Source organism: Butyricimonas faecihominis (assembly GCF_033096445.1).
GTDB classification, from domain to species: domain Bacteria; phylum Bacteroidota; class Bacteroidia; order Bacteroidales; family Marinifilaceae; genus Butyricimonas; species Butyricimonas faecihominis.
This window is the reverse complement of record NZ_AP028155.1, coordinates 3,450,986-3,477,363: the sequence shown is the minus strand read 5'-3', so window position 1 is coordinate 3,477,363 and position 26,378 is coordinate 3,450,986. Positions and strand designations below refer to the sequence as shown.

The window sequence follows — 26,378 nt, the reverse complement described above, 5'->3', positions numbered from 1 at the left end:
CGTAAAGATTACCACTTTTACGGTTTCTATTCAGGAACGATTACCCTCAAACATATTAATAGTTAGAAATCACCTTCCGCCAAGAAACGCGGCATATCACGAATTCCATCAAGAAAACGAGAAACGACATCACCACGATAGCTCCCCAGATTCCAAACCACGACAACCGCATAGCCAGCGTATGCGCTCCCCCGACAAGAACCAGCATAAACATCAGTACAATAACCCGCAACATATTCCGCCCGGAATCCATGGAACTTTTCTCTTTCGAGAATGGAAAAAGCATCCCAGAAAACCATAGATAAATGTAACTCACCAACGTACTCACGACCAGAATAAACAACAAGTCCGGAAGAATCACCCAGTCCAGCATCGTAACAAAAATCCCGCAGAGCAACACGTAAACCGGAAGATAATATTTCACGAACAAAGCCTTGAAACACCCGAGGATCAAGGCCCCCGGACGCTCCAACGGCTTGGAACGATAAAGCCAAAGTAAATCCCCCTTATCCGTAATTGACATATTCATCTGGATTCCGATACTAATCATCGCCATCATGTAAAGAGGCATATAATAAGCAATGCCGCCAGCTTCCTCCTGTCGTCCCTGATATAAAAAGAAAACGGCCAAGAACATCGTGTAAATCATCATGGGCAAAACGCCTTGTCTGAACTTCAAATTATCACGGGTCATACGCCATCCCAAGACAAACCCGGTCACCTGCATCGGGTTCCGACCAAACACCCGTGCTAAACCGTAAAGCCATCCCTCCTTTCCCCCCTTACGTTTCTTGCTCACGGGTGAGTACGAATTCAACACCCCCGCTTTTGCCGCAAAATAAGGAGCAAGATAAGCCACCGTGATATAACCAAGCACGACAACAAGCCCTACCCCGATCAACGCCAGCAACAAGGCGGGTCCCGTCGGTTGCTTTACCATCACCGTCAAGGACATAAAATAACAAGGTGGCGTAAAATACATCCAAGTCCCCGGCCGAAACATATCCAATTGAATATTATGAATTAACTGCCCGACCAACTGGTAGCTCAAAGCCACCCCGGCAATCAATACTACCTGAACATAACTCATCACCCGCTGAAACCTCTCCACGGAAATAAAGCGCATCACCCCAAGATAAATAACATTAGCAAAAAGCAACGTGAAAATCGTGTTCAGAAACACGGAAATAATGAAAAAAGCCCCGGACATCACCCCTTTCCAAAAACAGACAATCACCAGTGGGATCACCGACATACAACCGGAAAGAAAAAACATGTACACCAGCATCGACACGAGACGAGCAACCAGTATCGTTTTAGAATTCACGGGCAAACGCTGCAATATATGATTATCGTTCCCGTCAAAAAGAATTCGGGAATATTCCATCATAAAACTCATCATCAACATCAGAAACAGGTACGACTGGAATAACAAAAGCGACACCCCGAAAGCTCCCGACGCTATTCCCGTCAAGAAAAAGATCGGCCCACAGATTCCGAGTAAAATCCCCTGCCTCATCAACGCATTCGATGCGTTTTTCTTGTTCCGTCCACTCCGGTCAATCCGGTTATCCACCGTCAGTTTCACCGTCACGATGGCCAGCATCCGGTCGAAATCAACGCCCATACGGGTAAACACCCCTTGAAAGAGCCGCAGAATTTGTGCCACCACCTTAATCATGACTCCCTGTTTTCAAAAGCGTTTACAATCTGTTCCGCTTTCTCCGACTGCCCCGTGGCTCCTATTAACTTCGTGAACAATCCCTCCAAAGAACTCGTTTCGGCCTCCTCCATCAACTCCCGAACCGAACCGTTAGCGATAATCGTACCTTCATTAATCAAAATCACCCGACTGGCTATTTTCTCCACCACATCCATCAAATGTGAGCAATAAAAGATCGTTTTCCCCTCTTTCGCCAAGCGAGCAATGACCTCCTTCACGATAATCACCGCATTAGCATCCAACCCGTTCAAAGGTTCATCCATGAAAATCACTTCCGGGTTATGCAGCAATCCCGAAATAATATGCACCTTCTGTTTCATCCCCTTCGAGAAATTCACCATTCTCTCGTCCCGGTTCTCCCTCATCTCGAACAACGAGAGCAACTCGTCAGCCTTCCGGTTCACCTCCTTCTGGTCCAGCCCGTACATGGCTCCAATAAACTCCAAATACTCCATCGGGGTCAAATGCTCGTACATCACGGCATTCTCCGGGATATACCCGATCCGTTTCTTTACCTCTATATCATTTTCCCGAACATCATACCCCAACACGTCCACCTTCCCTTCAAAATCCTCCAGTAACCCGCACATAATCTTCACAGTCGTGGACTTCCCCGCCCCGTTACTCCCAAGGTAACCGATCACCTCTCCCGGCCGGATCTCCATATTGATACCCTTCAACACGTGTAAAACCTCTTTCCCCTTGGGAAAACTCTTTTTCAGACCGGTCACCCGGATCACGCAATCATCTGCCATATACTGACGTTATTAATTATTCTCTGAACACATCATGACAAAGATAAAGGATAATTTAAGAAATGAGCATACAAGGACTCAGAAAGAATTAGAAGAGGTAATCGTGGGGAAATAATCTGGTATTAAGTCCGATTTAATACACAAGATGAGAATTAATTCATGATTACATCCGTATCACTACCGTGTAAAACGCTATTAAAACCCTATTAAAACGCTATATATAATAGCGTTTTATAAGTGTTTTAAAAGCTTACTAAAAATTTTATACCCGGAAATGATCCGCTAGTGATACTGATTTATAACTCTATCGTTTTAGTAAAAGTTCGAGAAAACCCGAGATTTAACTATACACGTTGAACACCTTTATCGCTATATTATTAATATTCAAAAGAATAAATTATTTTTATATCAAACTCTCGTTAATTACCTAACATTTGAAGGGATTAAAATGATACCTCTTATGACTTAAACTACTCCTTGATCCTAATATCACAAATAATTCAATCAAAAAAGGGAATGAAGACAAACAAACTGAAAATCAAAATATTGCACTTTAGAAAATCACAAATCGAGTAGGAGGAAAACGAAGTAGCTTTCTTCCTACTTTCGTTTTCCGACCTCTCACACGTCAACCTATACTTGGCTGACTGCCTGTTGGACAAAGCGGTCAACGACTGTAGGAATGCCCAGTGGGCGAGTCTTGCCGTTGTCTTTGGGGATTTCCGCCCGAAAGACGGGCAGCGGAGGGTATTTACCGTCAATTAGCTGTTTCAGCAATTCGTCTTTGTGGAGTTTCAGGTATGGCAACAGTTCGCTCATAACTATCTTATCGACACCCCCAACACCATTGTTGCGAACAACCTGACGATAAACACGGTTCAGATTGTCCAGACGAAGGATGTATTCCAATAAATTGCTGCTGTCTACATACACTTCCACAAGTTTCCCGTCAACTATCCCCATAAAAGTATGCACTCCACCATAGCCTTCGGATTCCGTCTTGGACTTTGGGCGACAGCCCCCAGATTCTCCCGAAGTTTTCTGCACTGATTCTTCCATTTGGTAATTATTACGTTACTACTTGCTTAAATAAAGTTCTGCCCTTCACCAACTGCCGATTTTTTACCCTGCTGGCTACTATGGCGTCTGCTGACTTCTCACTGTTCGTTGTTACTGCCAGGCTCATCGCCAAGCCCGTAAGACCTCCCCAGTTATGGACGTATTCTTTCTATCTTATACCCGCTTGATTTACTTTGAAAGTTCCGAATAGCTATCAAGCTTTGTCTTGTTTTGCAGACTGACTTACTTCCTCAAGCCTTCATATCAAGTTTCTGTGCGTCAGGCCAGATGTTTGCCGCTGACTTCCTTCAGATTCTGACTTACGACGGACACCCTTGTCTTGAGCTGTATGCTTCCCGCTATTAGGGCGCATTAGGGACTTACACCCGTTAGAATACGTTCGTGCTGGGCGAACAAAAAGAGGGAACAAGTCTTTGTTCCTTGTCCCCTCTTAAACCTGCCGAAGTAAAACTCTTCAAGCAAAATAGTCACACAACTTTAAACTAGCTAAATCATTTTTTTACTTACCATCTCCATATCCTTCCCAGCCATACGGATCCGCATTACAACTCAAGATAGACACACATTTATGAATTACGTTTTTGTACACAGTTTGTTTTTTTGTTTGCATATCAATAAAAATAACCGATCCTTTTAATTCTTCACTACTTTTTTCATTGTATGTAGCAACAACCAATAGAGATTGCATGGCCGAACTATTCATACTTACAATTTTACCGCAATCCTCTGGAATTGTCACAAAATCTGCCAAAGTCGGTAATAAAACGGGAGAAGTATAAATCTTGTTTCCCACGGCAAAATACCAATCCTTACCTACTAATAAAGCCTTAGAATCACTATCCACACCAGCTAAGGGCAATACAACGGGAGATCCACATTTGCTCTCACCGGTGGAATATGCATAAGATATTTTTATCAAACTAATCCCATTCGAACTAGCCGTCACGATTGTCGCATCATCCCAAGGAGCCGCATACTCTGCCATCGTACCGATAATCGTATGCCCCTCAAAACTGGGACAATCTGTAATGGCTACAACTTTATCATAAGCATAAGAATCCCCCACGATACCCTCTTCCGGCACATTGGGTTGAGATTGAATTGTATAGTACTTCTGAGAAAGTTTATCAAAAACAAACATATGTGGATAACCAGCCTGACTCCAAACCGGATCACTCCAATAATAGTCTTTGCCATGTTTCGCAGGACGATAGAGCAAACCTTTATTATAACTGATAAACTTCCCCTGGCTTATAAAAAATTGATTCCCTTGCCTATTCAAAGGGGCAAATTCCGGAGCAAAAACATAACCAGACTCCTGATCAACAAAACAACTCGTGTTGACAATATTATTGGGAATAAAAGTCGCATTTTCAGTTATAATAACCGGATTCTCACCTCCTGATGTCACGGAAGTTATCGTCCAGAAATAATCCTTTAAAGCAGAAATATGTCCGAATTTTCCTGCTAACGAGCGAGGCATATCACCCAACTCAACACCACTTATTGAGGTTGTTTGGATAAATTTATCATTTCCATCCATAACAGAAAAATAGGAAATCACAGATGAATGATCCTCTCGTTCTGTTAACAAGTAATACCCCCAATTAAAAGGAGAAACGATATTTACTGCAAAATTTTTATAATATTTCATCCCGTTATCTTTATCAATCACAGTGTAACGACATGTTTTATTTCCGAAACTCATGTCTGAAGGGGTAAGAATACCCAAATCACGTGTATCCGCTATTTTCTTCCCATCCATCTCCCAAAGATATTCGTAATTTTCATTCTCTCCCTGAACGGTATGCTCAAATGTAACGGGTATTTTCAGACTATCGCCCACTATCTTGGTATAAGTGCCATCGATTCCCGTAATTGTCAGCTCATCTACAGGCGTATAATCATAATTTCCTTTATCTTCAGCACAACGACAGAATAAAACCCCTAGCATAATGCATAATAAATATATACTTTTCATAACGATCTTTTATTTATGGAAGTAAAACTCTAGGTTTAGAAGTATCCCCGTCCGGATAAACTTCATTATCAATAAAATATTGTTTCATAATCCGAACAAACATAAACGTTGACGGATACCAGGAAGACATGGCATAGTAAGGCATATTATCCCAGTACAGAGGCTTACCAAGACCCGGGCCGCCTATTGTCTCCACGTTCGGATCGGCTCCCAGATAATAGATTTCCTGCCATTTTACAAATTTCTCCCGACAGAAATCTCCAAAAACTCCTTGCCATTTATTCCACCAATCCGGGGGAGTCAAAATATCGGAAAAAGATATCTTGGCTGTTAATAACTTTTCGTCTCCCAATTGGAAATTCTCGTTCGGGAGAAGCCGGAAGACAATATGACACCATTGTGAACGAATCTTCTCGGAACGAAACACTTTCACATATAAAGTGTCACGTAAACTATCACGTTTAACCGTCAAATTCTCAATACAGCTCTTGTCCCAATCCGCATCCGTAACGTTACTACTGTCAGCTACGACTTCCACCCGGTAAGTCCTTTCTTGCGAATGAGCAAGCCCCACAGTATTGATCGGAATTTTAAACACGTACGAGGTAACAGAAATATCATCCAGCGCAAAAGAGTAAGATAAACTATCCTGTCTCACGGATGTCTCTTTCCCGTATTGATTTAATACGAACGGCATATTAAAATAAATATAATTGTCCGCATTGTCGAAACGATCGATATCTTGATTACACGAGTAAAACATTACGATCACGAAAATACTCGTGCATAGTTTCATTATTTTATTCATATTCTGATTTTTAAATAGTTAGTCATTCGCTTACTTCTCGTTAGGCGAGTACTCGTACTCGGCATCTGGTATCGGAAATACAAAATTTGCATCCAGCGGGGCAATAACAACCCCTTGTTTCACGTAAATCGACGCAAATAATCGTTTATAGAACAAAAACATACATCCTTCCCCGATAAACTCTTTACGCTCGTCCCGCATTAAATATTCACGCAATTCTTCTGCACTTAACGATCCTTCCAGTTTCACCAGATTACGGGTTTCACGCACCGCATTCAAATAGGAAAGAGCTAAATCATTATCCTTCCCGATCTGTGCCTCACAAGCAATATAATAGATTTCAGGCAAACGCATAATAGGTACTTCTGGATCATAGGCTGCCGACAATCCTTGCGCCTCAGGAGCTTTTTTCAATTTTAATATCTCGTAATATTCCCCACCTTCTCGAAGTTTAAACCAATAACGCAAGCGATTGTCCGTACCTGCCCCATCGGGTGTACGTCCATATATCTCATTCAAAAATGTGGTGTACAAATTTGTGGTAATCCCGAATGAAGTTCTTGAGTCTCCACTCTCTCCATCCATATAGAACACAGCATTGGTCATTTCATATAAATTGTTCGTGTAAAGAGAGAATAACATCTCGCAAGAATAATTCAAATCTTTCCAAGAATCTACGGTCGATTCTATGTTCGTTTTGTCAATAAGGGTAATTGCTTTTGTCTCTTCAACCTCATCTATCACCCGTTTTGCATAGATATAAGCCTGATCCTGATTTAATCTTAATTGTTCCAATCGAGCTAATAACCCGAGAACACCATAATAATTCATCCGAGATCCCCGTCTATTAACCACCTCATTATAATCTAACCGGGACGTATTTAAATCCCCTTTTCTACCAATCGTTTTAATCGGATCATCTTTCATCAACTCCAAAGCTTTTGTCAAATCGGTATTTACTTTCGCCAAAATCTCCCTACCCGATTCAAATTTTTGCGCCTCCGTATTTAATTCTGTACGATAAGCGATTGCAGGTTTATCAAGATCTGCCTCGCTTTTTATCACCGGGCCGAACATCCTGAATAATTCCATGTGTGCAAATGCCCGAAGTCCATAAGCTTCACCCTCTATCAATTCCGAGTATTTAATACTACTACGGTTTTTCTCAATAGATGAAATAATCAGATTACATTGAGATATAGCAGAATAAAATCCTTTCCAAATAGCATTGAATTTCGATATCGCATTCGCATCCTTATAATCATACTGAGATAATTTGTAATAAGAGTGTGATGTATTATTAGAGATATCCCAATATTGTGCCAGTAAATCCATCATCCCATAAGACAACTCTTTACCATACATGGATGAACTTGACAATGTATAATACACTCCCCCGAGTGCCGAGTTATATCCTTTTTCAGACGAAAGCATGTCAGTTGCTTCCATTTGCCCCTGTGGAGTCACATCAAGCCAACTGTTACACGAAGTCAGCGAAAGCAAAATGGACAGAATAATATAATATATTTTTGACTTCATAATATAATCATTTATCAATATTAAAATCCGACATTCAAACCGAACACGAAACTACGTTGGAACGGGTAAGACAACCCTCTCTCCTCTTTAATTGTCGATAAGCGGAAAAGATCATTAGCAAAAAAGCTCAAACGTAGCGTGTTCACGCGATATTTTTTCAACCATTCCCTCGGGAAATCATAGGAAAGGGAAAGGCTACTCAATTGAACCGTATTTTCTTTCTGTACAAAACGTGTGGAAATAAACGTAGTGGTGTACTCCTTGATATTTTTATAGAGAGCATGACTTCCTGGGGTCGTCCATCGATCATTTAACACCCGTCGGTCAGCGTTTTCCGCAGGGTTAGCTCCTTCCACGCGCGAGGCAAGGGTTTGGTTATAATAATCTGCCCCAAAACTATACTTGAATACCATATTCAGATTCCAGCCTTTCCAGAATAAATTAGTACCAATATTTCCAAACCACTTCGGCTCCGAATCCCCGCACAGAATCTTGTCATTCGCATCCCATGTATAAGAAAGAGTCCCGTCTCTCTTTACAAAAATCTCCTGACCGGTTACCGGGTCAATTCCCAACGATTTCACAGCCTTGATCGCACTCATGGATTGCCCTTCCTCGTAAACGGCTCCCGGCGTTGTTTTATTCGCATTATTTTGGTCATTAATACCTTTCAATTGATTTGATATTTTTACCAATGTATTCTCGTTATTCGCTCCCTGAAAAAATACCGCCCATTCAAGATCTTTCGAACGATCACGGATAAACACCATATTCAAGTTTAACTCGTAACCAACATTCTTAATTTCACCAAGATTAGCCGTGAAACTATCTGACGAAAATCCCAAGGAAGGAGCAACCGTAATGGACGTCAACATTCCCTTCGTTCGTTTCCGATAATAGTTAAACGTCATCCTAAACCGATCCTGCATCATCCCGAAATCAAGACCGATATTGGACTGACGTTGTGTTTGCCATTTCAAATCCGGATTACCATATCCCATCAATGTCGCAGGAATCAACGTACCATACAAACGATCTACTTGAAACTTGTACATTGTCTTTGCCTGATAAGCCGAAAATTCCTGATTACCCGTGATTCCATAAGAATACCTTACTTTCAACATGTTTATCAGAGAAGTTTTCGACCAAAAGCTCTCGTTATGAATATTCCATCCCCCTCCAAGAGACCAGAAAGAGGCATATTTATTATCCGCACCAAATTGAGAAGAACCATCATACCGTAAAGAACCATCAACGAAAAAGCGATTGTCATAAATGTAGTTCAGATTTCCGAAGAACCCGATCGCACGCGTCACACTCTCGCTACTCGAAGCCCTCGTATCTTCTTTGTATTGAATCGCAAATGAGGGATCTGAATAACGATCATCAGGAAATCCGGTCAACCTATAACCATTAGAACGATTATTAGACGTATTAACTTCCATTCCCAAGCCTAAATAAAAAAGATGCTTTTCTGCAACCAGTTTATTGTAATTAAGCGTCACGTTAGAAGCGACTGAAATGACATTCCCGGTAGACAAACTTAATTCTCCCCGTTTTTCGATCGGAACATATTCCTGAGTCCCTGTTTCTGGATTACGTTGCTCCAATACGTACTGAGATGCAAAAGGTGAAGTATATTTCTCTGTTTCACTATTTGACTTACTGACAGATAATTGTCCTCGCAAGCGAAAACCGTCACCCATGATCCAATCCACACTTAATTGTTCATTAAACTCTTGAGTTTTCGTAAAATCACGACCCGGCAATTCTGCATCATATAATGGATTTGAGTCCCCATTCAACAAAAGAGGAATAAGTTCTCCTTTATCATCACGCACACGCTCGTAAGGATTTAAACGTCCATAAATAGAAAAATCACCATAAGGAGAATTATAAGCTTTCGTGTAAGCGTAAGAAACATAATTTTTTATTGTCACTTTATCTTTTATCCGGTATATCAACGAAAAACCTAAGCCCATTCGATCTCGTCCAGATTCCTTCATAACACCTTTTTGTTGATTATATGAAGCATCAATACCATAACGTACATTTTCTACACCACCTTCCACATACAATGAATGTGCATGAGAGAAAGAATTCTCAACGGGCTGAGAAAGCCAGTAAGTATCCACACCTTCAAGAATATTTTTATATCGACTGTAATAATCCACATCCTTTTCATAATTTTCATTCAAATCTCCAGTATGATCGTATAAACCAGCCAAGCGCTCATACTCCAATTTCTCTTTTGCATCCATCAAATCATATCCCGTTAAGTCAGCAAATGCAATTGTCGGTTTAAAATCGTAAGTCACCCGTAACTGTCCGGCTTTAGGAGCTACAGTTTCGATAACCACTACCCCGTTAGCAGCCCGGGAACCATACAAAATTGTGGCGGAAGCATCTTTCAATAAGGTTATCGTCTCGATCCGGTTCACGTCCATATCGAATATTTTCTCGGCAGAAACTTCAAACCCATCCAGAATAAACAAGGGAGAAGTCGAACCATTCTGAAAGCTTCCCTTTCCTCGAATCGTGAAATCCGGTAATTTGTTTGGATTCGAACCATTGACATTGTCTTCATTGATTTTAAACCCGGCATCAATCGTGCTGATTGTGGTAAAAATGTTACCTGTAGAAAGTTTTTGCAAATCTTCTTTTTTTATTGTCGTTACAGTACCCGCATATCCCTCTTTTTTCCGTTCGAAGAAACCCGTAACCACCACATCTTCCATAGCCACCACATCCTCCTCAAGAACAACCGTAACCGAATCTGCAACCCCAAGTTGCACTTCCTTTGATTTATACCCTACAAAGGAAACAAGCAATGTTTTCATGTCTTCCGGAACTTTTAGCGTAAATTTACCATCCGTATTTGTAACGGTTCCGATAGTAGTTCCTTTAATGATCACTGTCGCCCCTGGTAAGGGATCTTGTTTCTGATCCATCACAGTTCCTCGTATGTTACGAATCACTTTTTGCTGTGGTAAAACATCTTTTTGCCCGACTCGTTTACTGATAACAATCGTGTTTTCATTTATTTGATAAGAAAAACCCGTATTTCTTAAACAAAAGGAAAGCACTTCGTCCACAGTAGCGTCCTTAAAACTTACCGATTTCAATTTAATCTTGTTTAATTGATCAGAACGATATAAAACGGCATATTCCGTTTGAGTGTCAATATATTTTAATACATCAACCAATAATATATCATTCAGTACGATATCCAATCTTTTTTGCCCATAAATACTTGCACAAAGTATTGTGTGAGTACATACCAGACAACATGTTAATAGAAAAACAACCACTCTTTTCCGAGCGCTCGTCCTAAGTCGTTCGTAATTTTTTTCCATAAATTCAATATTAGATTAACTCATTAATAGAACGTTTATTATTTAGTTTTTACATATGAGCATAAATCACTATAAAAAAGTACATAATTGATTTTTCATTTTTACATCTTCATATTTTTCTTATTTAAACATTTGAAAATAAGAAGTTTCATACTGTAATATCCATTTTTATTGTTTTATTCAAGTTAGATTTATCGGCTCATTTTAAAAACGAAATAATAAACGTTCGTTTATTGATTTTTACAATCACTTGATTCCTAGTCATTCACCTTATATATCATGATACTACGATCAGCTTGAAGCGAATAAGTTATTTCATTAGTTAATTTCAACATATCCAATACTTTAAGCACATTTTCGTATTTTCGTATTTCTCCAGAGAAACGATAATCATACAAATCAGGGGTATTACAAACGATTGTAATATCATACCAACGAGATAATTTAGCAATGATAGACCTGAAAGATTCTTGTTCGAAAAAAAATATCCCGTCTTTCCAAGCTATCGAAACTCGAAGATCAACCTCACACGTTTTATATTCCTGAGTTTTCAAATCTATACAGAATTGAATTCGGGGAGTCAATTGACTTATCAAGAATTCGTTTTTCTCAATATTCACGCCTCCTTCCACCAAAGTAACTTTACACTCCGGTTCGTTACCATAAGCCATGACATTGAAAGCCGTTCCCGTCGCCCGGATATCAATACCACATGCCTTCACGTAAAAAGGCCTAGTCGTATCATGGGCCACTTCGAAATACGCCTCCCCTTCTAAAATAACCTCCCGCTTGTTACCGGGAAATCGAACCGGAAATATCAATTTCGAATCAGAATTCATCCATACTTTTGTCCCATCAGCCAACGTGATTTGGTATTCCCCACCCCGGGGAATAAACAATGTATTATATCGAATCACAGAATCCAAAGGTATACTCCCCTCATCTTGATAAGAAACCTCCCCTATTTGAGTGTTCCGGATCACGATTCCATCCTCTTCTTTCAATAAAAGTTGTTTATCCAAAAATATCTCATTCCCATTATCTAGCTTCAAAAAAGCTTTTTTTCCTCCCGCTTCTATCCCGGATTGTACAACAACCGGGAATTCTACAGGCTTATCAACTAAAAACCAAATTACCGGAACACTCGCCATAACGATCAACACTACCGCAGCATAACGTAACAATTGTAATCTCCTGTTTCTATCACGCTGTCGCCGCCAAACAATGAAATCTTCCCACGTGTGTCGTTTATTGATTTCTTCTTTTAAAACAGCTTTTTGGGCAAAGAAATGAGGATCATTTAGATCTTTCATTACTTTCTCGCTCGACTTATATGTTTCTCGCCAAATCTTAATCTCCGAATCCGTATCTATATCGGATGGCTCTAGTATATGTTTGCCAAGTCTTCGTGCGATTCTTATCCATGATTGAATATCCAATTTCATATCAAATATTTTAATCCTTTTAAGTATAAAACACTTCAGAAAGAAAACAGAATGACAGTCGCACGTATTTTAAAAAAAAATATTTTATTACTTAAAAAACTATTTAAATTTCATCCAAATTTAGGGTTTTCATGAATAGCCTTTGAAATAAATTCTACTTCGGCTATCTTTACTCAATCGTTACTCTAAGACACCGTGGGAATACAGACACAACACGAACGGAACATGTACCCTCATCGCCGTTTATGTTCCGTTCGTGTTGTGTACCTGTTACGTTCTTGGTCAAGGGAAAGAATAGTGTATTGTCCTGAAAAAAGTTTACAGTAAACTTAGTAAACCAATGTCAGAATTAAATTTTCCCCCTGTTCGTCGTCGTTATTACGCCGTGAAGACGAAATTATCAGCGGTACGAGATCGAATAATCAATGAAATGGGTTACGCGGAAGTTCTAGCCAAGTACGAGGTCAAACCCTCGACTTTTCACGTTTGGCTACACAAGTATAAATCTCGCGTTTTATCGGAAGAACAACACAAACGTTTATCTTCGCGTAATTACAAAATGTTATACCCGATGACCGATCAAGAACGCGCCGAGCTGGAGTCTTTACGTCAGGAAGTAGAGAAACAGAAAATACTAGTGGAAGCTTACGAGTTAATGCTAGAGTTAGCCAGGGAACGCCTGCATGTTGATGTAAAAAAAAACTACGAGGAGATGCTATTAGCGGGATTGTCGAGAGACAAAAAGAGCGGGGAGGTAAAGCCGTGACGGAACACCTTTGCAATTCCCTTGGCTACAGCAAGCAGGCTTATTACAAGAGCCTCCGTGCCGATCGTGGAGGCGAGGAACGCGAGCGTTACGTTCTTTCCATCGTCCAGGATATTCGCCGTGACATGCCTAACCTCGGGGTTAATAAATTGTGGAACATGCTGGGGTCTAACGGGCTTCCCGTCGGTCGGGATTGGCTTTATCGTTTACTTCACCTTCACGATTTAATGATAAAACAGAAGAAGTACCGGGTCATCACGACGGATTCCCGGGCGTGGCATCGCCAGTACCCGAACCTGGTGAAAGGGCTTCGAGTTACCCGCCCCAACCAGGTATGGGTCAGTGATATCACGTACCTGTCAACGAGTGCCGGTTTCGTGTATCTCTCGCTGGTAACCGACGCTTATTCCCGGCGGATCACGGGGTGGGAAGTTCACCCCACCCTGGACTCGTCCGGTCCCGTGAAGGCGTTGTGCCGGGCGTTGGCAACGCTACCTCCCAACTTTAGCGATAAGCTTGTTCATCACTCGGATCGGGGTGGGCAATACTGCTCCTCGCTGTACACCGGGATATTGAAAGAACACGGTATTCAAGTCAGCGTGACACAAGATGGCTCCCCTTACGATAACGGTATCGCCGAGAGAGTGAACGGGATTTTGAAACGGGAATGGTTAAACGATATGGTCTTGAGAGATATTGACCAGGCGAGAATGCAAGTGGAGAGAATCATCGGGATATACAACACCAGAAGACCACACATGGCTATCGGGTTGAAAGTTCCGGACCAGGCACACCGCGATAAAAAAGAGTTATTCGCCAGGGTCATGTATTGACGCCAAGTGTTATTGGCATCCCGGGAATTCCCGGGATGCCAATAAAAAAGTAAAACTATTACAGGAATTACAGTTTTTTGAAGTAAACTTGTAACAGAAAATAGAATTGAAAATGCTTTATACAATTTATTGAATGTCAAATCTAGTAAACCAATTTTAGGAAACTACATAGCCCACCTTCAGACTAGGGACAGCTTACTCTAGACGATATCAATTTCATATTGCAATATAATTAACCGGGAATCAAAATAATAAGAAAAATACCAAAGACCGCAAATGTCCCAAATTCTGGCGAAGTACAATATAACTTCTGGCCTTGTGGGTTTTAACCGTGTTCACAGAAACGCCTAATTCTTCTGCAATTTCCTCGTTTGAATAGCCATCTAAAGAGCGTAACAAGATTTTCCGACTTGTTTCAGAGAGTTTATTGATCTCCTTAAGCACGATATCAGCCACTTCTTCCTTGATCACGTTCTCCATAAAATAATCCTCGGACTCCCAATCTTCCGGTAAAGATTCGTAATATTTCCTCCGGATATCTCTATGTCGCAACTGATTCAGACAACCATTACGAATACTTTTGTACAGGTAAGCCTTTGAAGATACTTCATCTTTAAAATTATTTTCCTGTTTCCAATACTTAATAAATGCCTCTTGAACTATATCCTTACATACCTCCTCATCTGCTATATACTTTAAAGCAAATTGCAGATACAACGGAAAATTTTCTGTGAAGAAATCTTTCTGTTTTCTCTCCGTAGAGAACTTTCTTGTATAAATCGCCTTTTCGCTCACCCGGCAAAAATAACAACTATTAATTAACCTACAAAAATATTCAGAAACTAACAATCCCTCATAGTTGAAAACTACAAGGGATTTCTGCTTTTTGTTGCCCCACTAGGAGAATTATTTTCTTATATCATGCTAATATTCAATAAGTTACAATAATAAAAAAATGGAATGATACCACTAATGATACCTAGTAAATCCTATGTAATATATTAATAATCAATATATTACACAGACAAACAATCTGCTTTTTCTTCATCATTTCACAGATTCTTAATAGAATACACCCTGTTTGTTGCACTTAGTTGTTAATATATATACAATCTATCTGCAACACAATTCAGATTAAAAATTCACAAGGATGATCTTCAAGATGAATTAAAATACCCTTTTTTTATCTTCATATTCTTGTTTATTTTTTTTCAAACTATTCTTTATCATTCATACTACCAAAATGGCTGTAATGACTTAAAAAAGGCCTTATTCCCCATATCATAACAGACAAACCTAATATCAATTTCAAATCATTACTTTATAATTTGAAAGGAAACACCAGCCAAAGCTGATGCCTCCTCTCTACTAAAGGATATGGAGTAACTTAAATATTTTTTGACTTCCTGATTCCTAGGAGAATACAATAATCTTGATTCAAAAAATACCTATTAACACCAAGTTTCAATATGTGATGTTTGTTTTATATTGTTGATAGGGGGGATGAAAGGTATCCTATGAATAGGAGGGGGAGTGTTTATGTTATACTCCCCTCTTATAAAGAAATTTATTAATGTTTTACCTTTTCATTATTAGTGGCTCTGTGGTATAACAAATAAAACTTGTTAATGCTAGCATCTTTCACTACTTCAATTTTTGCTTGTTTATCTCCACACCATTCAGAGTAAACCTTTCTAGTGGCATCTTTATAATTCATGTTTTTGACTTCATCCATGTAGAATTCATTTTTAACAAGATGCCCAGCTTTTTGATCTCCTACATAGTACTTGATATGATTTGAAAAAATTAAAGGAGATTCATTGAAAGAGAACTTTTGTGTACTTACTTTTTGCTTTGCTCTTATACTCCTTTGGCTATTGTAATCTGGGTATAGTAGTAAATCACAATTCCTATAAAGGGAAGGATTAATCACAAATCCCCTGACTGCTTTTGTTGAATGAGGTGGGATACTAATTACTTTTTGTTCTGCAACCTCAACTCCCACACTTTTACTTGCTGAAAAGGAATAGCTTGTTCCTTGACTACTGCTTGATTGTGATGATCTGCCCTTATGACTTGTCTTGTATGGCTGCCCTATGAATCCTATTGGATAAGTAGTAGAAGAAGAGTATTCACCTCTTGACTGGCTATTCATGAACATTGAAGTTATAGAAGAACCAAAGCTTTGTTGTTCTATAAATGTCCTGTCTTGATAATAGTCATTAGCATACCCATTTTTGATAAAAAAACATTCTGACAAATCAATTTTAATCATCTGATCTGTTTTGTTATGAAATTCAAAACCAGAATATCCCCCTTCACACCAAAAGTTGTAGCTAATCTTACAATTGGCATCTTCATAAACCAATCTATCATCTTTGATAGATATATCCTCTTTGCCTTGAATTTGTACTAATTGTAGGTAGTTGTTGCATGAACAAAGAAGAACCATTAAAATAATTGGAATAATTGTTTTCATTATGATAAAATTTAAATATGATATTATTGCTTTACTTTGTATTCTGCCCCATAATAAGGAATACTCCACTCAACATCAATGGATCTAAACCCTTCCCATACCCAAATTGTTTGTATTGGATTATCTAAACAAATGAAAGAATATAATTTTGTATTATCACTAAGATCTAATTCTGTCAATTTATTGAATTTGCAATTCAATTCTTTTAATTCATAGCAATCTTCTACATTTAATGTAGTTAGTTGATTATTGGAGCAATTAATATCTTTTAGTTTGTCCAAGCCTTTGAAGGTTATGTTACTGAATTGATTCCAAGAACAATCAACTTCTTTGAGTTTATCATTATTTTTTAAATCTATATTTTTGAGTTGATTATAAGAACAATTTAAAGATTCCAATAAAGGAAAATTTTTCAAATTTAACTCTTCTAATGGTCCCATTGAACAATCTAGTTTTGTGAGTGCTGGACAATCTAGATTAAGAGACTGAAGTTGATGTACACTGCAATCCAATGTTTCAAGTTTGGGACAATTTTCAATTTCAAGATTTGTTACTTTTTGTAGCTCAAGTAGTATAGTAGTTAATTTGGGGCAATTTTCAAATTTTACAACTTTGGGAACAGTAAGTGAATTGTCAGTTGTACCATCTAGAGTGATATTGTTATGTATTAAATCTGGACAATCTTTAAAATGAATTGAACTGTAATTATAGTGAATATTGAAAACTTTCATGTTTCTTGCTTTTACAACAATATTGTACCTCCCTGCTGTTGTATATGTGTGCTCATATATATTTTCTGAGCTACTGCCATCTCCCCATTGGGTATGGATATAAAGATCTGCTGTTGAATTTGATAATTTAATTGTCATGGGAGGTTTAGTAACATCAAAAGCTATCTCAACAGTACTCCATGTTCCATCTTCATAATCATTATCATCTTTTGAACATGAGATGAATAACATTGTGGCAATAGCCATAAATAGAATTGAATACTTCTTCATAATTTTACTTGCAATTATTGATTACATAATTTAATTTCCTTTTGCAACATTCCCATATAGGAGTATTTGCATCTGATTCTTCCAATTTTTGCCTGTAATTTTCTAGCACCTTTTTCATTTGTTTTCCAAATTTTGTAGCATTAATAGTTTTAGTTGAACTGTCAAATAAAGGTGCTGTTTCACTTCTTGTGACCTTCCAACCATGTAAAGTTTCTCCTTGATGTAATATACCACACCTCACATTTTTATAAAATTTATTTCCAAGATTCTTTAGTTCAGAAAAATACTTATCTTCTTCTTCAAAAAAATCTCCAAATAATTTATTCCCTTTGCCATTGCTGTTTTTTAAACCTTCTTTGAATGATTGAATTGCCTCTATTAAAAGGCAGTAATTGGCAAGCATGGAAAAACCATTTTTAAAGTAATTTTTATATTCACAGCAATCAAATTGGAATGGTTTCAAATACCTAGAGTATAATCTATAATAAATGAATTTAGATAGATGCTCTTTATTGACATTGATGTTTTGTAACCACCCCTCAATTTCACTAATACTAGTTTTGATTTTTTGATTGGAATCATCATAATAAATTGCTAGATATGTTTCATCTTCCATTTAATTTGAATATATGTACCTCCAATTCCCCAAAGGTCATTATACAAAGAAAGCATGGGAATTGAGATTATCCACTTTAGAAGGTTCTGGTAAACCCAAGGTACAGATAATAACATCCCATGCTTGACCTTATATATATTGATTATATATATGGCAAGTTGAGCATTTGTCACTATCCCTGCACCTTTCTAAAATTTACCAGATTCTCTAAAGTCAGGATAAGCTAATGCTTTCTACATTTCAATATGTTTGCTAGACATGATCTCTCACTCCAGCAATACAAAAGTAAATATATTCAGCATTATAAACAAATGCCCTCATGGGATGTTGTATTACAAAAATAAATCTAATTCACATTAAAGAGTAAAATATCTTCTCTTTTTCTTAAGATGGTGTACAGGTCTAATTCTATATAAAGGTAAAAATTAGAACTGTACCATCATAGGGTGGAGAAGATTTGAATGCTTGTTGCACTTAGTTTAGTATATTATATACATCTATGTGCAACATTGTCCCACTTGTTTTCATTTTTATATATAATAATCATTTAAAAATATCTGGGACAATTCCTCCACTTCTTCCAAAATTACATGATTAAAATAAGGCTAATTAGGCTTTATATTGCCATTTTTATGAATGATGAAGAGAGTCCTATGAAAAGGAGGAGAAAGTGGCTTAAATCAAGGATTTGAGGCCTTATTTGCCATGTTTTAACACTCTTTAATGAATTGGCAAGACAATCTCATCCAGATTCAAAAATGGTGAAGAATAATCATCCCTGCTAGGATTCATCACATCTATCCTGTCTTCAATTCCATAGCTATAATAACTTTCTTCTGAAATGATCAGGTGATCAGTTAATTCTATTCCTAGGATGGATGCAACTTGATAAACTCTTTTGGTGATCTTGTCATCCTGCAGGCTTGGTTTAAGATTGCCAGAGGGATGATTGTGAACTAGAATTATCCTGCTTGCATTAGCAAGAATTGCAGCTTGAAATATGATCCTAAGATCAACCACAGTGTTACTAATCCCACCTTTACTTACTAGAGCCACACCCAATACCTTTAGTGCTTGATCTAGTAACACCATATACATCTCTTCATGGTGTTCTATCCTATCTTCTAGGAGACTTCTGGCTAGTGAATACACATCTTTCTCATCTGAAATCTTTATCCTGTCTGCTGGTTTTATGTGGCACTTGTAAGACAGTTCAACTTCTGCCACATTTAGTAATTTTTCTAGTGTTTCCATGTTTCAGCTATATTTAAATTTTGTAACCAAAACATGGAAAATGATGTTTGTTTTTTATTGAGATTATATAGTTTATATAAATATATACTTTAATTATTATATTCAAATTTATTCTATATCAAAATATCTATATGTTTCATTTGTACTTATTCTTTTAATAGGATTAGGATATTTATCATTACCTACATTAAGTACTTTATATCCTCTACCTTTTTTAGTTGTAAAGAATGATTTAAATAATTTAGTTAATACATTTTCATTATCCACTTTTCTATGCAAGCATTCTTCAACCTTCTCACCTACAAATGCTTTTATATCATTAGTTGAATAATAAGTTTCAGATACAGGAAATCTTGTTAATAATGCAGCTTTAAAAAGATTAGTATCTTCCAATGCCTTAAATATAACCCCATTTTTATAATTTCTATATTCTCTTGACTCTGGATCTTTACCAAGGAAAGATAACAACTCATTTATTTCCACATATTCATAAAGATCTATCACCCAATCATAATATCTTTCAATATCCTTTTGTCCCTTCTCTCTCTTCAACTGCTCAATTTCTTCCTTTGTCAATCTATCTTCATTGCTAAGTATCAATATTTTTTCCTTAGCAACTTCCATTAATTCATGTTTTCTCTCCTTTTTATCACCCTGTACTATTCTTCTGCATCTCTCCTGCTCTTCTGTAAATTCAAGGTATATTGTATCACCAATTCCTACTCCACACTCTTCCTCTAACTTACCCTTTTTATAATACAAATTATTCAGCAAATCAAACATCTCCACAAGTGCATCTATATTAAAATAGGATATTTTATAGTTTTTATCTATATCTATTCTAGTCAAACTTACTTCTAAACTTCCCATTGTTTCTGTTGCATAGCTTTGGATTGCAGGTTTAACCTTATCAAACAAACTCTTAAATTCATCCTTCATTTCCCCTTCTTCCTCAATAAAACCATTCATTGTACTATAAAGTTGCATGATCTTGTCTGCCTTCTTTAATAGCCTACTCCTGTATTCATCCATTTTAAGATTTCCAAACTTGTATTTGCTGGAATCTTTAGTGGAATAGTAAATAGTTTCAGTTATCACCCCTTCTTTATGTCTGCATCTACCTCTTATCTGGGTTAACCTATCAAGGGATAATAAAGTATAAGGAACATCAGCATTTACAACTGAAACTAGCTGAAATCCCTCATTTATGTCAACTCCAACAAAGTAAACACAAGTCATGAAAGTAATATCCTTTTCCAACTTCTTATCTACTAGTTCCACATAATAATCTTTCACTTTACCTTTACTCTCTTCACTACATAATACACCACATCTACTCCTTAATTCTTCTGGCAATAAGAGTATGATTTCATTTATATCTGTTATTGAATTATAGGCAATTACTATTTTTTCTCCATCACCATGTCTTTCTTGAATATACCCTGCCACTATCAAATTAGGATTATTAGTATGAATTACTTGATAGGGGGTTTGTCTCTCTTCTTTATCATTATACTTGGCAACCAACATTGGTTCTTCTTGCACCTGATCATGAGTAAAATCTTTGATTGTTGCAGAAACTAAAGCCCTATTAGATGGAGGAAATTTAAAATAATAATCAATAACATCTTCTAATTTTGGCCTGTATGTGGCATCAGATTGAATCATGTCCACTTCATCCACTAAAAGAAAATAAGATTCAAGAGATTTCTTTTTTGTTGCAATTACTTCATATACTTTATGCAAACTATCTGCAACAACTAAAAATTTCTTGTACACATCCTCTCCATCTGATATTTTCTGATTAATCTCATCAATATAATCCTCAATATCTTTTGGGGAAGTACTAGAAGTAATATCACCAATAGGACTACCAACATATTGTAATAAACCATCTGGTCTTGACTTTGATTTTGAATATGCTAGTGACTTATTAGGGCAAACAATTATGGAATTTCTTTTAGCCTCAATTTCTAGAGTTGTAGCTCCTACTCCTGTTCTATTCTTGTTTAAGATACCAAAAGGAATACTATCCAACACATCTCCCAGATACTTCTTCCCCTCCATGTTAAACTCTATAACTTTAATTTTATTTTCATCATCTTCTAACCTCTTCACTCTAGTAACTAGCTCAAAATCTTTTTTAATTTTAGCTCCATTAAATTTCAAAATCTTATATTCCTCTTTATTTGCTGGATTAACCTCCTGTATAACATGGTAAGGAGATTCATCTATATTGCTAATCCATTCTGGTTTAGTTACTCACCCTAGGTAAAACATAAGAATCATCACTATCCAATTCACCATATTTTTTAATAATTTCTATGGCCTTGGGTAACAATGGCACTTCAAAATCTTTACCTGTTTTTCCCCTCTTCATACTTATCCAAAGTTCCTTATCAAATCCTTTGATAATATGCTTTTTTTTCAATGAAAATGCCTCATGGTATGCCAATCCTGTATAAACACTAAACAAATATAGATCTCTCACCCTAGCCAATCTATCTTGTGCAAATTGATAATTTTCCAACAAATCAAGTTCTTCCTCTGTCAAGAAAACTAGTTCTTTCTCTGTTTTCAATGGCTTATACTCAACAAATGGATCAACTTTCATGTAATCACATTTAATTCCATATTGGATGATCTGTTTTACCCTCTGCAAGACCTTATTCACTGTAATAGGAGCCAATCCTTTCTCTAACAATAAATACTCTTCAAACCCCAAAACAAAAGAAGAATCTATTTTGAGTAATGGAATATCTTCCTGTTTGTACTTCCATTTGATATATTCTTGGGTCTGTTCCATTATGTGCCTAAATTTCCAAAGAGTATATTTTGCAAATTTTATTCCCTCCATTTTAGATGCAACTTCATATCTTTTCTGGAATAATTGAATGAAAAAATGAGTTGAAGTGTCCTTGCCTGTATAAAGATTATAAACCATCTCAACAATATCATCAACTTCTTCCAATATCAATTTATCCTCTATATCAGTCAATTTCTTAACAATCATGTTTAAATGATTATTTATTCTCTCTGATCCAAAATATCTTGGCTTGGCTCTTTGCTTTACATTATCCCAATCCCTCTCTAAAATGCTCATCCCTGTTGTAAATTGTTTTATAACAACATCTGATTTTAGCCTACAATAAATAGGTGCTTGACCTTTAGAATTTCCTCTGGATTTCCACCTAAAAAATGATATATTTATTCTTTTTATCATAATGATATTTTATAAAATACTGATAATTAGAATACTAATATGATACTGAAAATTATTGTCCAAAACAACAAATGATACCTAAAATGATACTAGAACTACATCAAATTATCCCTTAATCCTAATATCACAGATCATTCAGACAAAATAGAAAAGAGAAGTAACAGCACTGATAATCAACAAATTTCATTAAAAAAACAAACCCTCACAGTTTTCCAACTATAAGGGTTTTCTTCATGTTGTTGCCCCACTAGGATTCGAACCCAGACAGACAGAACCAGAATCTGTAGTGCTACCATTACACAATAGGGCAATTGTTTTATTGCGGTGCAAAGATAGTAGTTTTTTGGGATTTCAAAAAACTACTATCTATTTTTTCATGCTACTTCAATATTTTTTGATACTCTTCATTGTTCGACAAAACCTCCAGCGCCTTAGCTATATCCTTGTCATTACGGATATGATACTCTATCACACCCTCTTGCATGTAATAACGTTCCATCAACTGGTCGGACAATATATCGGAAATCTCTTTCTTGAAAACATCCAAATCCCGATCAATAGAGTGTCCGAGACTATTCTTCAATTGCTCTACCTGACTGGACACCTGATCATAGTATTTCTCGTCTTGAGTTGCCTTTACCAATCTTTCCAGAACAAGCTGGGAGGCTGTCTCGTATTCAAATTCACGCTTTTTCAAGTATTCCTTGAACTCGTTGAACAATTCATCCGACAAAACAAATTCAGAAGGAGCTGCAATCGTGGGATGAGTTGCCGCATATTCATTAACAAAATCAAAGATCATATCCTGCAACACCAGTTCTTGGGTTACTTTAGCGTATTTCTCCGGTTCAATCTTCACGTCCGGCGTGATACCACCACCGTCATACACCGTTCTCCCAGCTTTCGTTTTAAAGGGTTTCATTAAAGAATCGGGAATCGTACCCACGCTACCATCCGGATTACGGTGGGAATAATCTACCGCTTGAATACAGCGTCCGCTAGGAATATAATATTTCGCCGTGGTTACCTTTAATTTCGTGTTATAGACCAGATCACGGGTAGTCTGCACCAATCCCTTGCCGAATGAACGTTCACCAATTACAACCGCCCGATCGTAATCCTGCAATGAACCGGAAAGAATCTCCGAGGCTGAGGCAGATGCCCGATCGATCAGCACGGCCAGTTTCATATCCGGCAACAAGGGATTTCTCGTCGTGCGATATTCCTTATCCCATTGTTTCATCTTTCCTTTCGTGCTTACAATCAAGAAACCTTTAGGCAGGAAGAAATTGGCAATCTCCACTGCCTGATCCAGCAATCCACCCCCGTTACCCCGAAGATCGAGAACAAGGGACTGCGCTCCCCGGTTTTTCAAATCCATGATCGCACTTCTCACGTCGTCGGCAGCCTTATCCGTGAAACCGGTAAAATAGATGTACCCAATCTCGTTATTCAGCATCCCGTAGTAAGGAACACTGGGAACCTGTACGACTTCCCGAAGAACCCGCTTCTCCAAAGGCTTTTCTTCCCCGACACGTTGCAATTTAAGCACCACCTCTTTACCGGGTTGTCCTTTCAGACGGGAACTCACGTACTCGACATTCTTTCCCTTCATATTTTCCCCGTCAACAGCCAGAATCAAATCACCCGGAAGTAACCCGGCCTTGTAAGAAGGAGACCCCTTGTAGGGTTCGCGGATCACCACGTAATCATCCTTCATACCGATCACGGAACCGATCCCGGCGTATTCGCCCGTCGTCATCATCTTGAACTCGTCCAACTTAGTTTCCGGGTAATAAACCGTGTAGGGGTCCAGTTTCTTCAACATGGCGTCAATCCCGTCCTGCACCATTTTCTCCGGCTGCACGTCATCCACGTAAAAAAGATTCACGTCCCGGAAAAGCGTGGCAAAAATATCCAATCCCTTACTAATCTGGAATCTTTTATCGTCTTCCTTCAAGCCAAGCATCCCGAAAGCCAGTAACAAGACTCCCGAAATGAAGATAATTACACGTGTATTTTTTCTCATAATCTTATTTTAATAACAATCTAGCGAAAATAGTATATATCCAACAAAATAACAAATTTCACGGCACCGGATCGTAGCCCGAACCTCCCCATGGATGGCAAGAACATATCCGTTTTATCGCAAGGAATAATCCTTTTACCGGACCGTGTTTCCGTAACGCCTCCACCGCATATTGTGAACAGGTCGGGGTATAGCGGCAACTCGGGGGTGTCCAAGGGGAAATGCATAACTGATAAAATTTAATGGGTATCAGCAATATCCCCACCACTATCTTTTTCAATATAGCTCCTAATTTTTTTAATAGCACCGGTTATCGCTTTTTCGATTTTACCATATTCAAAAATTTCGTCATGCAAATATATGAACAATATATCCATCGTTTTATCCTCCGGGATAGAAGAGTACAATGTATTTTTATTCAGACGGTAGGTCTCCCGAATCAAACGTTTTACCCGGTTACGTTTCACGGCTCGCTTGAAACGCCTTTTAGAAACGCTCACGGCTATCCGGGCCGGGAAATCTTTCTCTTCCCTCGGGTATAACCGGATTACCACTCGTAACGGATAAGACACGAAACTATAGCCCGAGGACAGAAGTTCCTCGAATCCCCCCTTCCGGCATAGCCGTTCTTCCTTGCAAAACGTGTATTTTATCGTTTCATCCATATACGAGTGCAAACATACAAAAAATGGACATCGTTTGATGTCCATTTTCCTATTTTGATTTATTTTCTTTGTTGTAAGCCTTAATGAACTGTTCCAGCGCCATGGTCATCGAAGGGGCTTTTTCCGTGGGAGCTTTTATATCAAGCCTCAACCCGGCCTCCTCAACCGCCTCGGCTGTCGCCTCCCCGAAGGCCGCGATAATTGTCGAACCCTGCTCAAAATTCGGGTAGTTGTGGAACAATGACTTGATACCGGCCGGAGTGTAGAACGCCAAGATATCATACTCTTTCAAATCCGGAATTTCAGAGGCTACATCACTGGACACGGTTTTATAGAATACGGATTTCGTGTACTTCAGGTGTAGTTCATCCATCAAAGCGGGGATATTTTCTTTATGCACGTCGGAAACCGGAACTAGGAAGTTTTCGGTCTTGTGCTTTAACAGAATTTTCGTCATATCCTCGACTTTCTTGTCCCCGTAGAAAATTTTTCTCTTACGGTACACGATATATTTCTGAAGATAGAAAGCAATAGCCTCTGATATACAGAAATACTTCATCGTGTCGGGAACGGTTACCCTCATTTCGGTACAGATCCGGAAGAAATGGTCGATAGCCGTACGACTGGTGAAAACGATCCCGGTAAAATCAAGAATATTTATCCTTTCTTGACGAAATTCTTTTGCCGTGACACCTTCTACCTTTATAAATGATTTGAATTCTAATTTCAATCCAAATTCTTCTGCCAAATCAAAATACGGAGATTTCTCGGTTGTCGGCTTTGGCTGCGAAACTAGTATCTTCTTTATTTTCAACTTCTTCTGTT

The 26,378-nt window shown here is 38.0% G+C and carries 21 protein-coding genes and 1 tRNA gene; 2 read left to right on the top strand and 20 right to left on the bottom strand.

All coding sequences use genetic code 11. From position 1 onward, the window contains the following. Positions 1–55 precede the first annotated feature (55 nt). From R8806_RS14355 to R8806_RS14320, 8 genes are all read right to left on the bottom strand, one after another. A complete protein-coding gene (locus R8806_RS14355) occupies positions 56–1,681 on the bottom strand; it encodes a hypothetical protein (protein WP_124318261.1) in 1,626 nt (541 codons plus the stop codon). After that, positions 1,678–2,478: an ABC transporter ATP-binding protein gene (locus R8806_RS14350; protein WP_124318260.1), complete on the bottom strand. Its 801-nt coding sequence runs from the start codon at positions 2,476–2,478 to the stop codon at positions 1,678–1,680. The genes R8806_RS14355 and R8806_RS14350 overlap by 4 nt, the downstream gene beginning before the upstream one ends. Before the next feature lie 633 nt (positions 2,479–3,111). Beyond that, positions 3,112–3,537 (bottom strand): reverse transcriptase family protein, encoded by a 426-nt coding sequence (locus R8806_RS14345; protein ID WP_124317431.1) that lies wholly within the window; start codon positions 3,535–3,537, stop codon positions 3,112–3,114. A gap of 520 nt (positions 3,538–4,057) precedes the next feature. Beyond that, on the bottom strand, positions 4,058–5,539 hold the full coding sequence (locus R8806_RS14340; RefSeq protein ID WP_117721164.1) for a PKD-like family lipoprotein: 1,482 nt from the start codon (positions 5,537–5,539) through the stop codon (positions 4,058–4,060). Positions 5,540–5,552: 13 nt separating this feature from the next. Continuing rightward, entirely contained in the window at positions 5,553–6,347 is a 795-nt protein-coding gene (locus tag R8806_RS14335) for a DUF4843 domain-containing protein (protein WP_117721165.1), read from the bottom strand. A 30-nt stretch (positions 6,348–6,377) separates the two neighbouring features. Beyond that, positions 6,378–7,886 (bottom strand): RagB/SusD family nutrient uptake outer membrane protein, encoded by a 1,509-nt coding sequence (locus tag R8806_RS14330; RefSeq protein ID WP_124317432.1) that lies wholly within the window; start codon positions 7,884–7,886, stop codon positions 6,378–6,380. A gap of 20 nt (positions 7,887–7,906) precedes the next feature. After that, positions 7,907–11,242 (bottom strand): SusC/RagA family TonB-linked outer membrane protein, encoded by a 3,336-nt coding sequence (locus tag R8806_RS14325; protein WP_124317433.1) that lies wholly within the window; start codon positions 11,240–11,242, stop codon positions 7,907–7,909. 257 nt (positions 11,243–11,499) lie between these two features. Beyond that, positions 11,500–12,687 carry a FecR family protein gene (locus tag R8806_RS14320; RefSeq protein ID WP_151412108.1) on the bottom strand — a complete coding sequence of 396 codons (1,188 nt, stop codon included), beginning with the start codon at positions 12,685–12,687 and terminating at the stop codon, positions 11,500–11,502. Positions 12,688–13,027: 340 nt separating this feature from the next. Here R8806_RS14320 and R8806_RS14315 point away from each other — a divergent pair, with 340 nt between their 5' ends. Both R8806_RS14315 and R8806_RS14310 read left to right on the top strand, forming a co-directional pair. After that, entirely contained in the window at positions 13,028–13,453 is a 426-nt protein-coding gene (locus R8806_RS14315) for a hypothetical protein (protein ID WP_124318325.1), read from the top strand. Then, entirely contained in the window at positions 13,450–14,286 is an 837-nt protein-coding gene (locus R8806_RS14310; RefSeq protein WP_164720063.1) for an IS3 family transposase, read from the top strand. Before R8806_RS14315 ends, R8806_RS14310 begins: the two co-directional genes overlap by 4 nt. A 243-nt stretch (positions 14,287–14,529) precedes the next feature. Here R8806_RS14310 and R8806_RS14305 read toward each other — a convergent pair whose 3' ends face one another. The 12 genes from R8806_RS14305 to R8806_RS14250 all read right to left on the bottom strand — a co-directional run bounded on the left by R8806_RS14305 (position 14,530) and on the right by R8806_RS14250 (position 26,367). Further along, positions 14,530–15,081, bottom strand: a complete 552-nt coding sequence (locus R8806_RS14305) for an RNA polymerase sigma-70 factor (protein WP_167513917.1) — start codon at positions 15,079–15,081, stop codon at positions 14,530–14,532. Positions 15,082–15,856: 775 nt separating this feature from the next. Then, positions 15,857–16,765 (bottom strand): hypothetical protein, encoded by a 909-nt coding sequence (locus tag R8806_RS14300; protein WP_124318378.1) that lies wholly within the window; start codon positions 16,763–16,765, stop codon positions 15,857–15,859. Positions 16,766–16,788: 23 nt separating this feature from the next. Beyond that, complete coding sequence (locus R8806_RS14295; protein WP_151411739.1) at positions 16,789–17,766, bottom strand: leucine-rich repeat domain-containing protein; 978 nt, start codon at positions 17,764–17,766, stop codon at positions 16,789–16,791. Between the two features lie 4 nt (positions 17,767–17,770). Continuing rightward, positions 17,771–18,382 carry a hypothetical protein gene (locus tag R8806_RS14290; RefSeq protein WP_124318294.1) on the bottom strand — a complete coding sequence of 204 codons (612 nt, stop codon included), beginning with the start codon at positions 18,380–18,382 and terminating at the stop codon, positions 17,771–17,773. Positions 18,383–19,102: 720 nt separating this feature from the next. Continuing rightward, positions 19,103–19,636 carry a JAB domain-containing protein gene (locus R8806_RS14285; RefSeq protein ID WP_124318293.1) on the bottom strand — a complete coding sequence of 178 codons (534 nt, stop codon included), beginning with the start codon at positions 19,634–19,636 and terminating at the stop codon, positions 19,103–19,105. A 108-nt stretch (positions 19,637–19,744) separates the two neighbouring features. Next, positions 19,745–21,805, bottom strand: coding sequence for a hypothetical protein (locus R8806_RS14280; protein WP_151411736.1), 2,061 nt, complete (start codon positions 21,803–21,805; stop codon positions 19,745–19,747). Positions 21,806–21,890: 85 nt separating this feature from the next. Then, positions 21,891–22,859 carry a phage integrase SAM-like domain-containing protein gene (locus tag R8806_RS14275; RefSeq protein WP_124316745.1) on the bottom strand — a complete coding sequence of 323 codons (969 nt, stop codon included), beginning with the start codon at positions 22,857–22,859 and terminating at the stop codon, positions 21,891–21,893. A 239-nt stretch (positions 22,860–23,098) separates the two neighbouring features. Next, positions 23,099–23,169 (bottom strand) — tRNA-Gln (locus R8806_RS14270). A gap of 69 nt (positions 23,170–23,238) precedes the next feature. Further along, positions 23,239–24,888, bottom strand: a complete 1,650-nt coding sequence (locus R8806_RS14265) for a S41 family peptidase (protein ID WP_124316744.1) — start codon at positions 24,886–24,888, stop codon at positions 23,239–23,241. A gap of 58 nt (positions 24,889–24,946) precedes the next feature. Next, positions 24,947–25,168, bottom strand: coding sequence for a membrane protein insertion efficiency factor YidD (gene yidD, locus R8806_RS14260; protein ID WP_124316743.1), 222 nt, complete (start codon positions 25,166–25,168; stop codon positions 24,947–24,949). Then, positions 25,128–25,598 (bottom strand): ribonuclease P protein component, encoded by a 471-nt coding sequence (rnpA, locus tag R8806_RS14255; protein ID WP_124316742.1) that lies wholly within the window; start codon positions 25,596–25,598, stop codon positions 25,128–25,130. The genes yidD and rnpA overlap by 41 nt, the downstream gene beginning before the upstream one ends. 4 nt (positions 25,599–25,602) lie before the next feature. Next, complete coding sequence (locus tag R8806_RS14250; protein WP_027202147.1) at positions 25,603–26,367, bottom strand: uroporphyrinogen-III synthase; 765 nt, start codon at positions 26,365–26,367, stop codon at positions 25,603–25,605. Positions 26,368–26,378: the final 11 nt, after the last annotated feature.

What these genes read in the sequence shown, in the direction of transcription:
- R8806_RS14355 (WP_124318261.1), bottom strand. Translation starts at nt 1,681, where the DNA reads ATGATTAAGGTGGTGGCACAAATTCTGCGGCTCTTTCAAGGGGTGTTT.
- R8806_RS14350 (WP_124318260.1), bottom strand. Translation starts at nt 2,478, where the DNA reads ATGGCAGATGATTGCGTGATCCGGGTGACCGGTCTGAAAAAGAGTTTT.
- R8806_RS14345 (WP_124317431.1), bottom strand. Translation starts at nt 3,537, where the DNA reads ATGGAAGAATCAGTGCAGAAAACTTCGGGAGAATCTGGGGGCTGTCGC.
- R8806_RS14340 (WP_117721164.1), bottom strand. Translation starts at nt 5,539, where the DNA reads ATGAAAAGTATATATTTATTATGCATTATGCTAGGGGTTTTATTCTGT.
- R8806_RS14335 (WP_117721165.1), bottom strand. Translation starts at nt 6,347, where the DNA reads ATGAATAAAATAATGAAACTATGCACGAGTATTTTCGTGATCGTAATG.
- R8806_RS14330 (WP_124317432.1), bottom strand. Translation starts at nt 7,886, where the DNA reads ATGAAGTCAAAAATATATTATATTATTCTGTCCATTTTGCTTTCGCTG.
- R8806_RS14325 (WP_124317433.1), bottom strand. Translation starts at nt 11,242, where the DNA reads ATGGAAAAAAATTACGAACGACTTAGGACGAGCGCTCGGAAAAGAGTG.
- R8806_RS14320 (WP_151412108.1), bottom strand. Translation starts at nt 12,687, where the DNA reads ATGAAATTGGATATTCAATCATGGATAAGAATCGCACGAAGACTTGGC.
- R8806_RS14315 (WP_124318325.1), top strand. Translation starts at nt 13,028, where the DNA reads ATGTCAGAATTAAATTTTCCCCCTGTTCGTCGTCGTTATTACGCCGTG.
- R8806_RS14300 (WP_124318378.1), bottom strand. Translation starts at nt 16,765, where the DNA reads ATGAAAACAATTATTCCAATTATTTTAATGGTTCTTCTTTGTTCATGC.
- R8806_RS14295 (WP_151411739.1), bottom strand. Translation starts at nt 17,766, where the DNA reads ATGAAGAAGTATTCAATTCTATTTATGGCTATTGCCACAATGTTATTC.
- R8806_RS14290 (WP_124318294.1), bottom strand. Translation starts at nt 18,382, where the DNA reads ATGGAAGATGAAACATATCTAGCAATTTATTATGATGATTCCAATCAA.
- R8806_RS14285 (WP_124318293.1), bottom strand. Translation starts at nt 19,636, where the DNA reads ATGGAAACACTAGAAAAATTACTAAATGTGGCAGAAGTTGAACTGTCT.
- R8806_RS14275 (WP_124316745.1), bottom strand. Translation starts at nt 22,859, where the DNA reads ATGATAAAAAGAATAAATATATCATTTTTTAGGTGGAAATCCAGAGGA.
- R8806_RS14265 (WP_124316744.1), bottom strand. Translation starts at nt 24,888, where the DNA reads ATGAGAAAAAATACACGTGTAATTATCTTCATTTCGGGAGTCTTGTTA.
- rnpA (WP_124316742.1), bottom strand. Translation starts at nt 25,598, where the DNA reads ATGGACATCAAACGATGTCCATTTTTTGTATGTTTGCACTCGTATATG.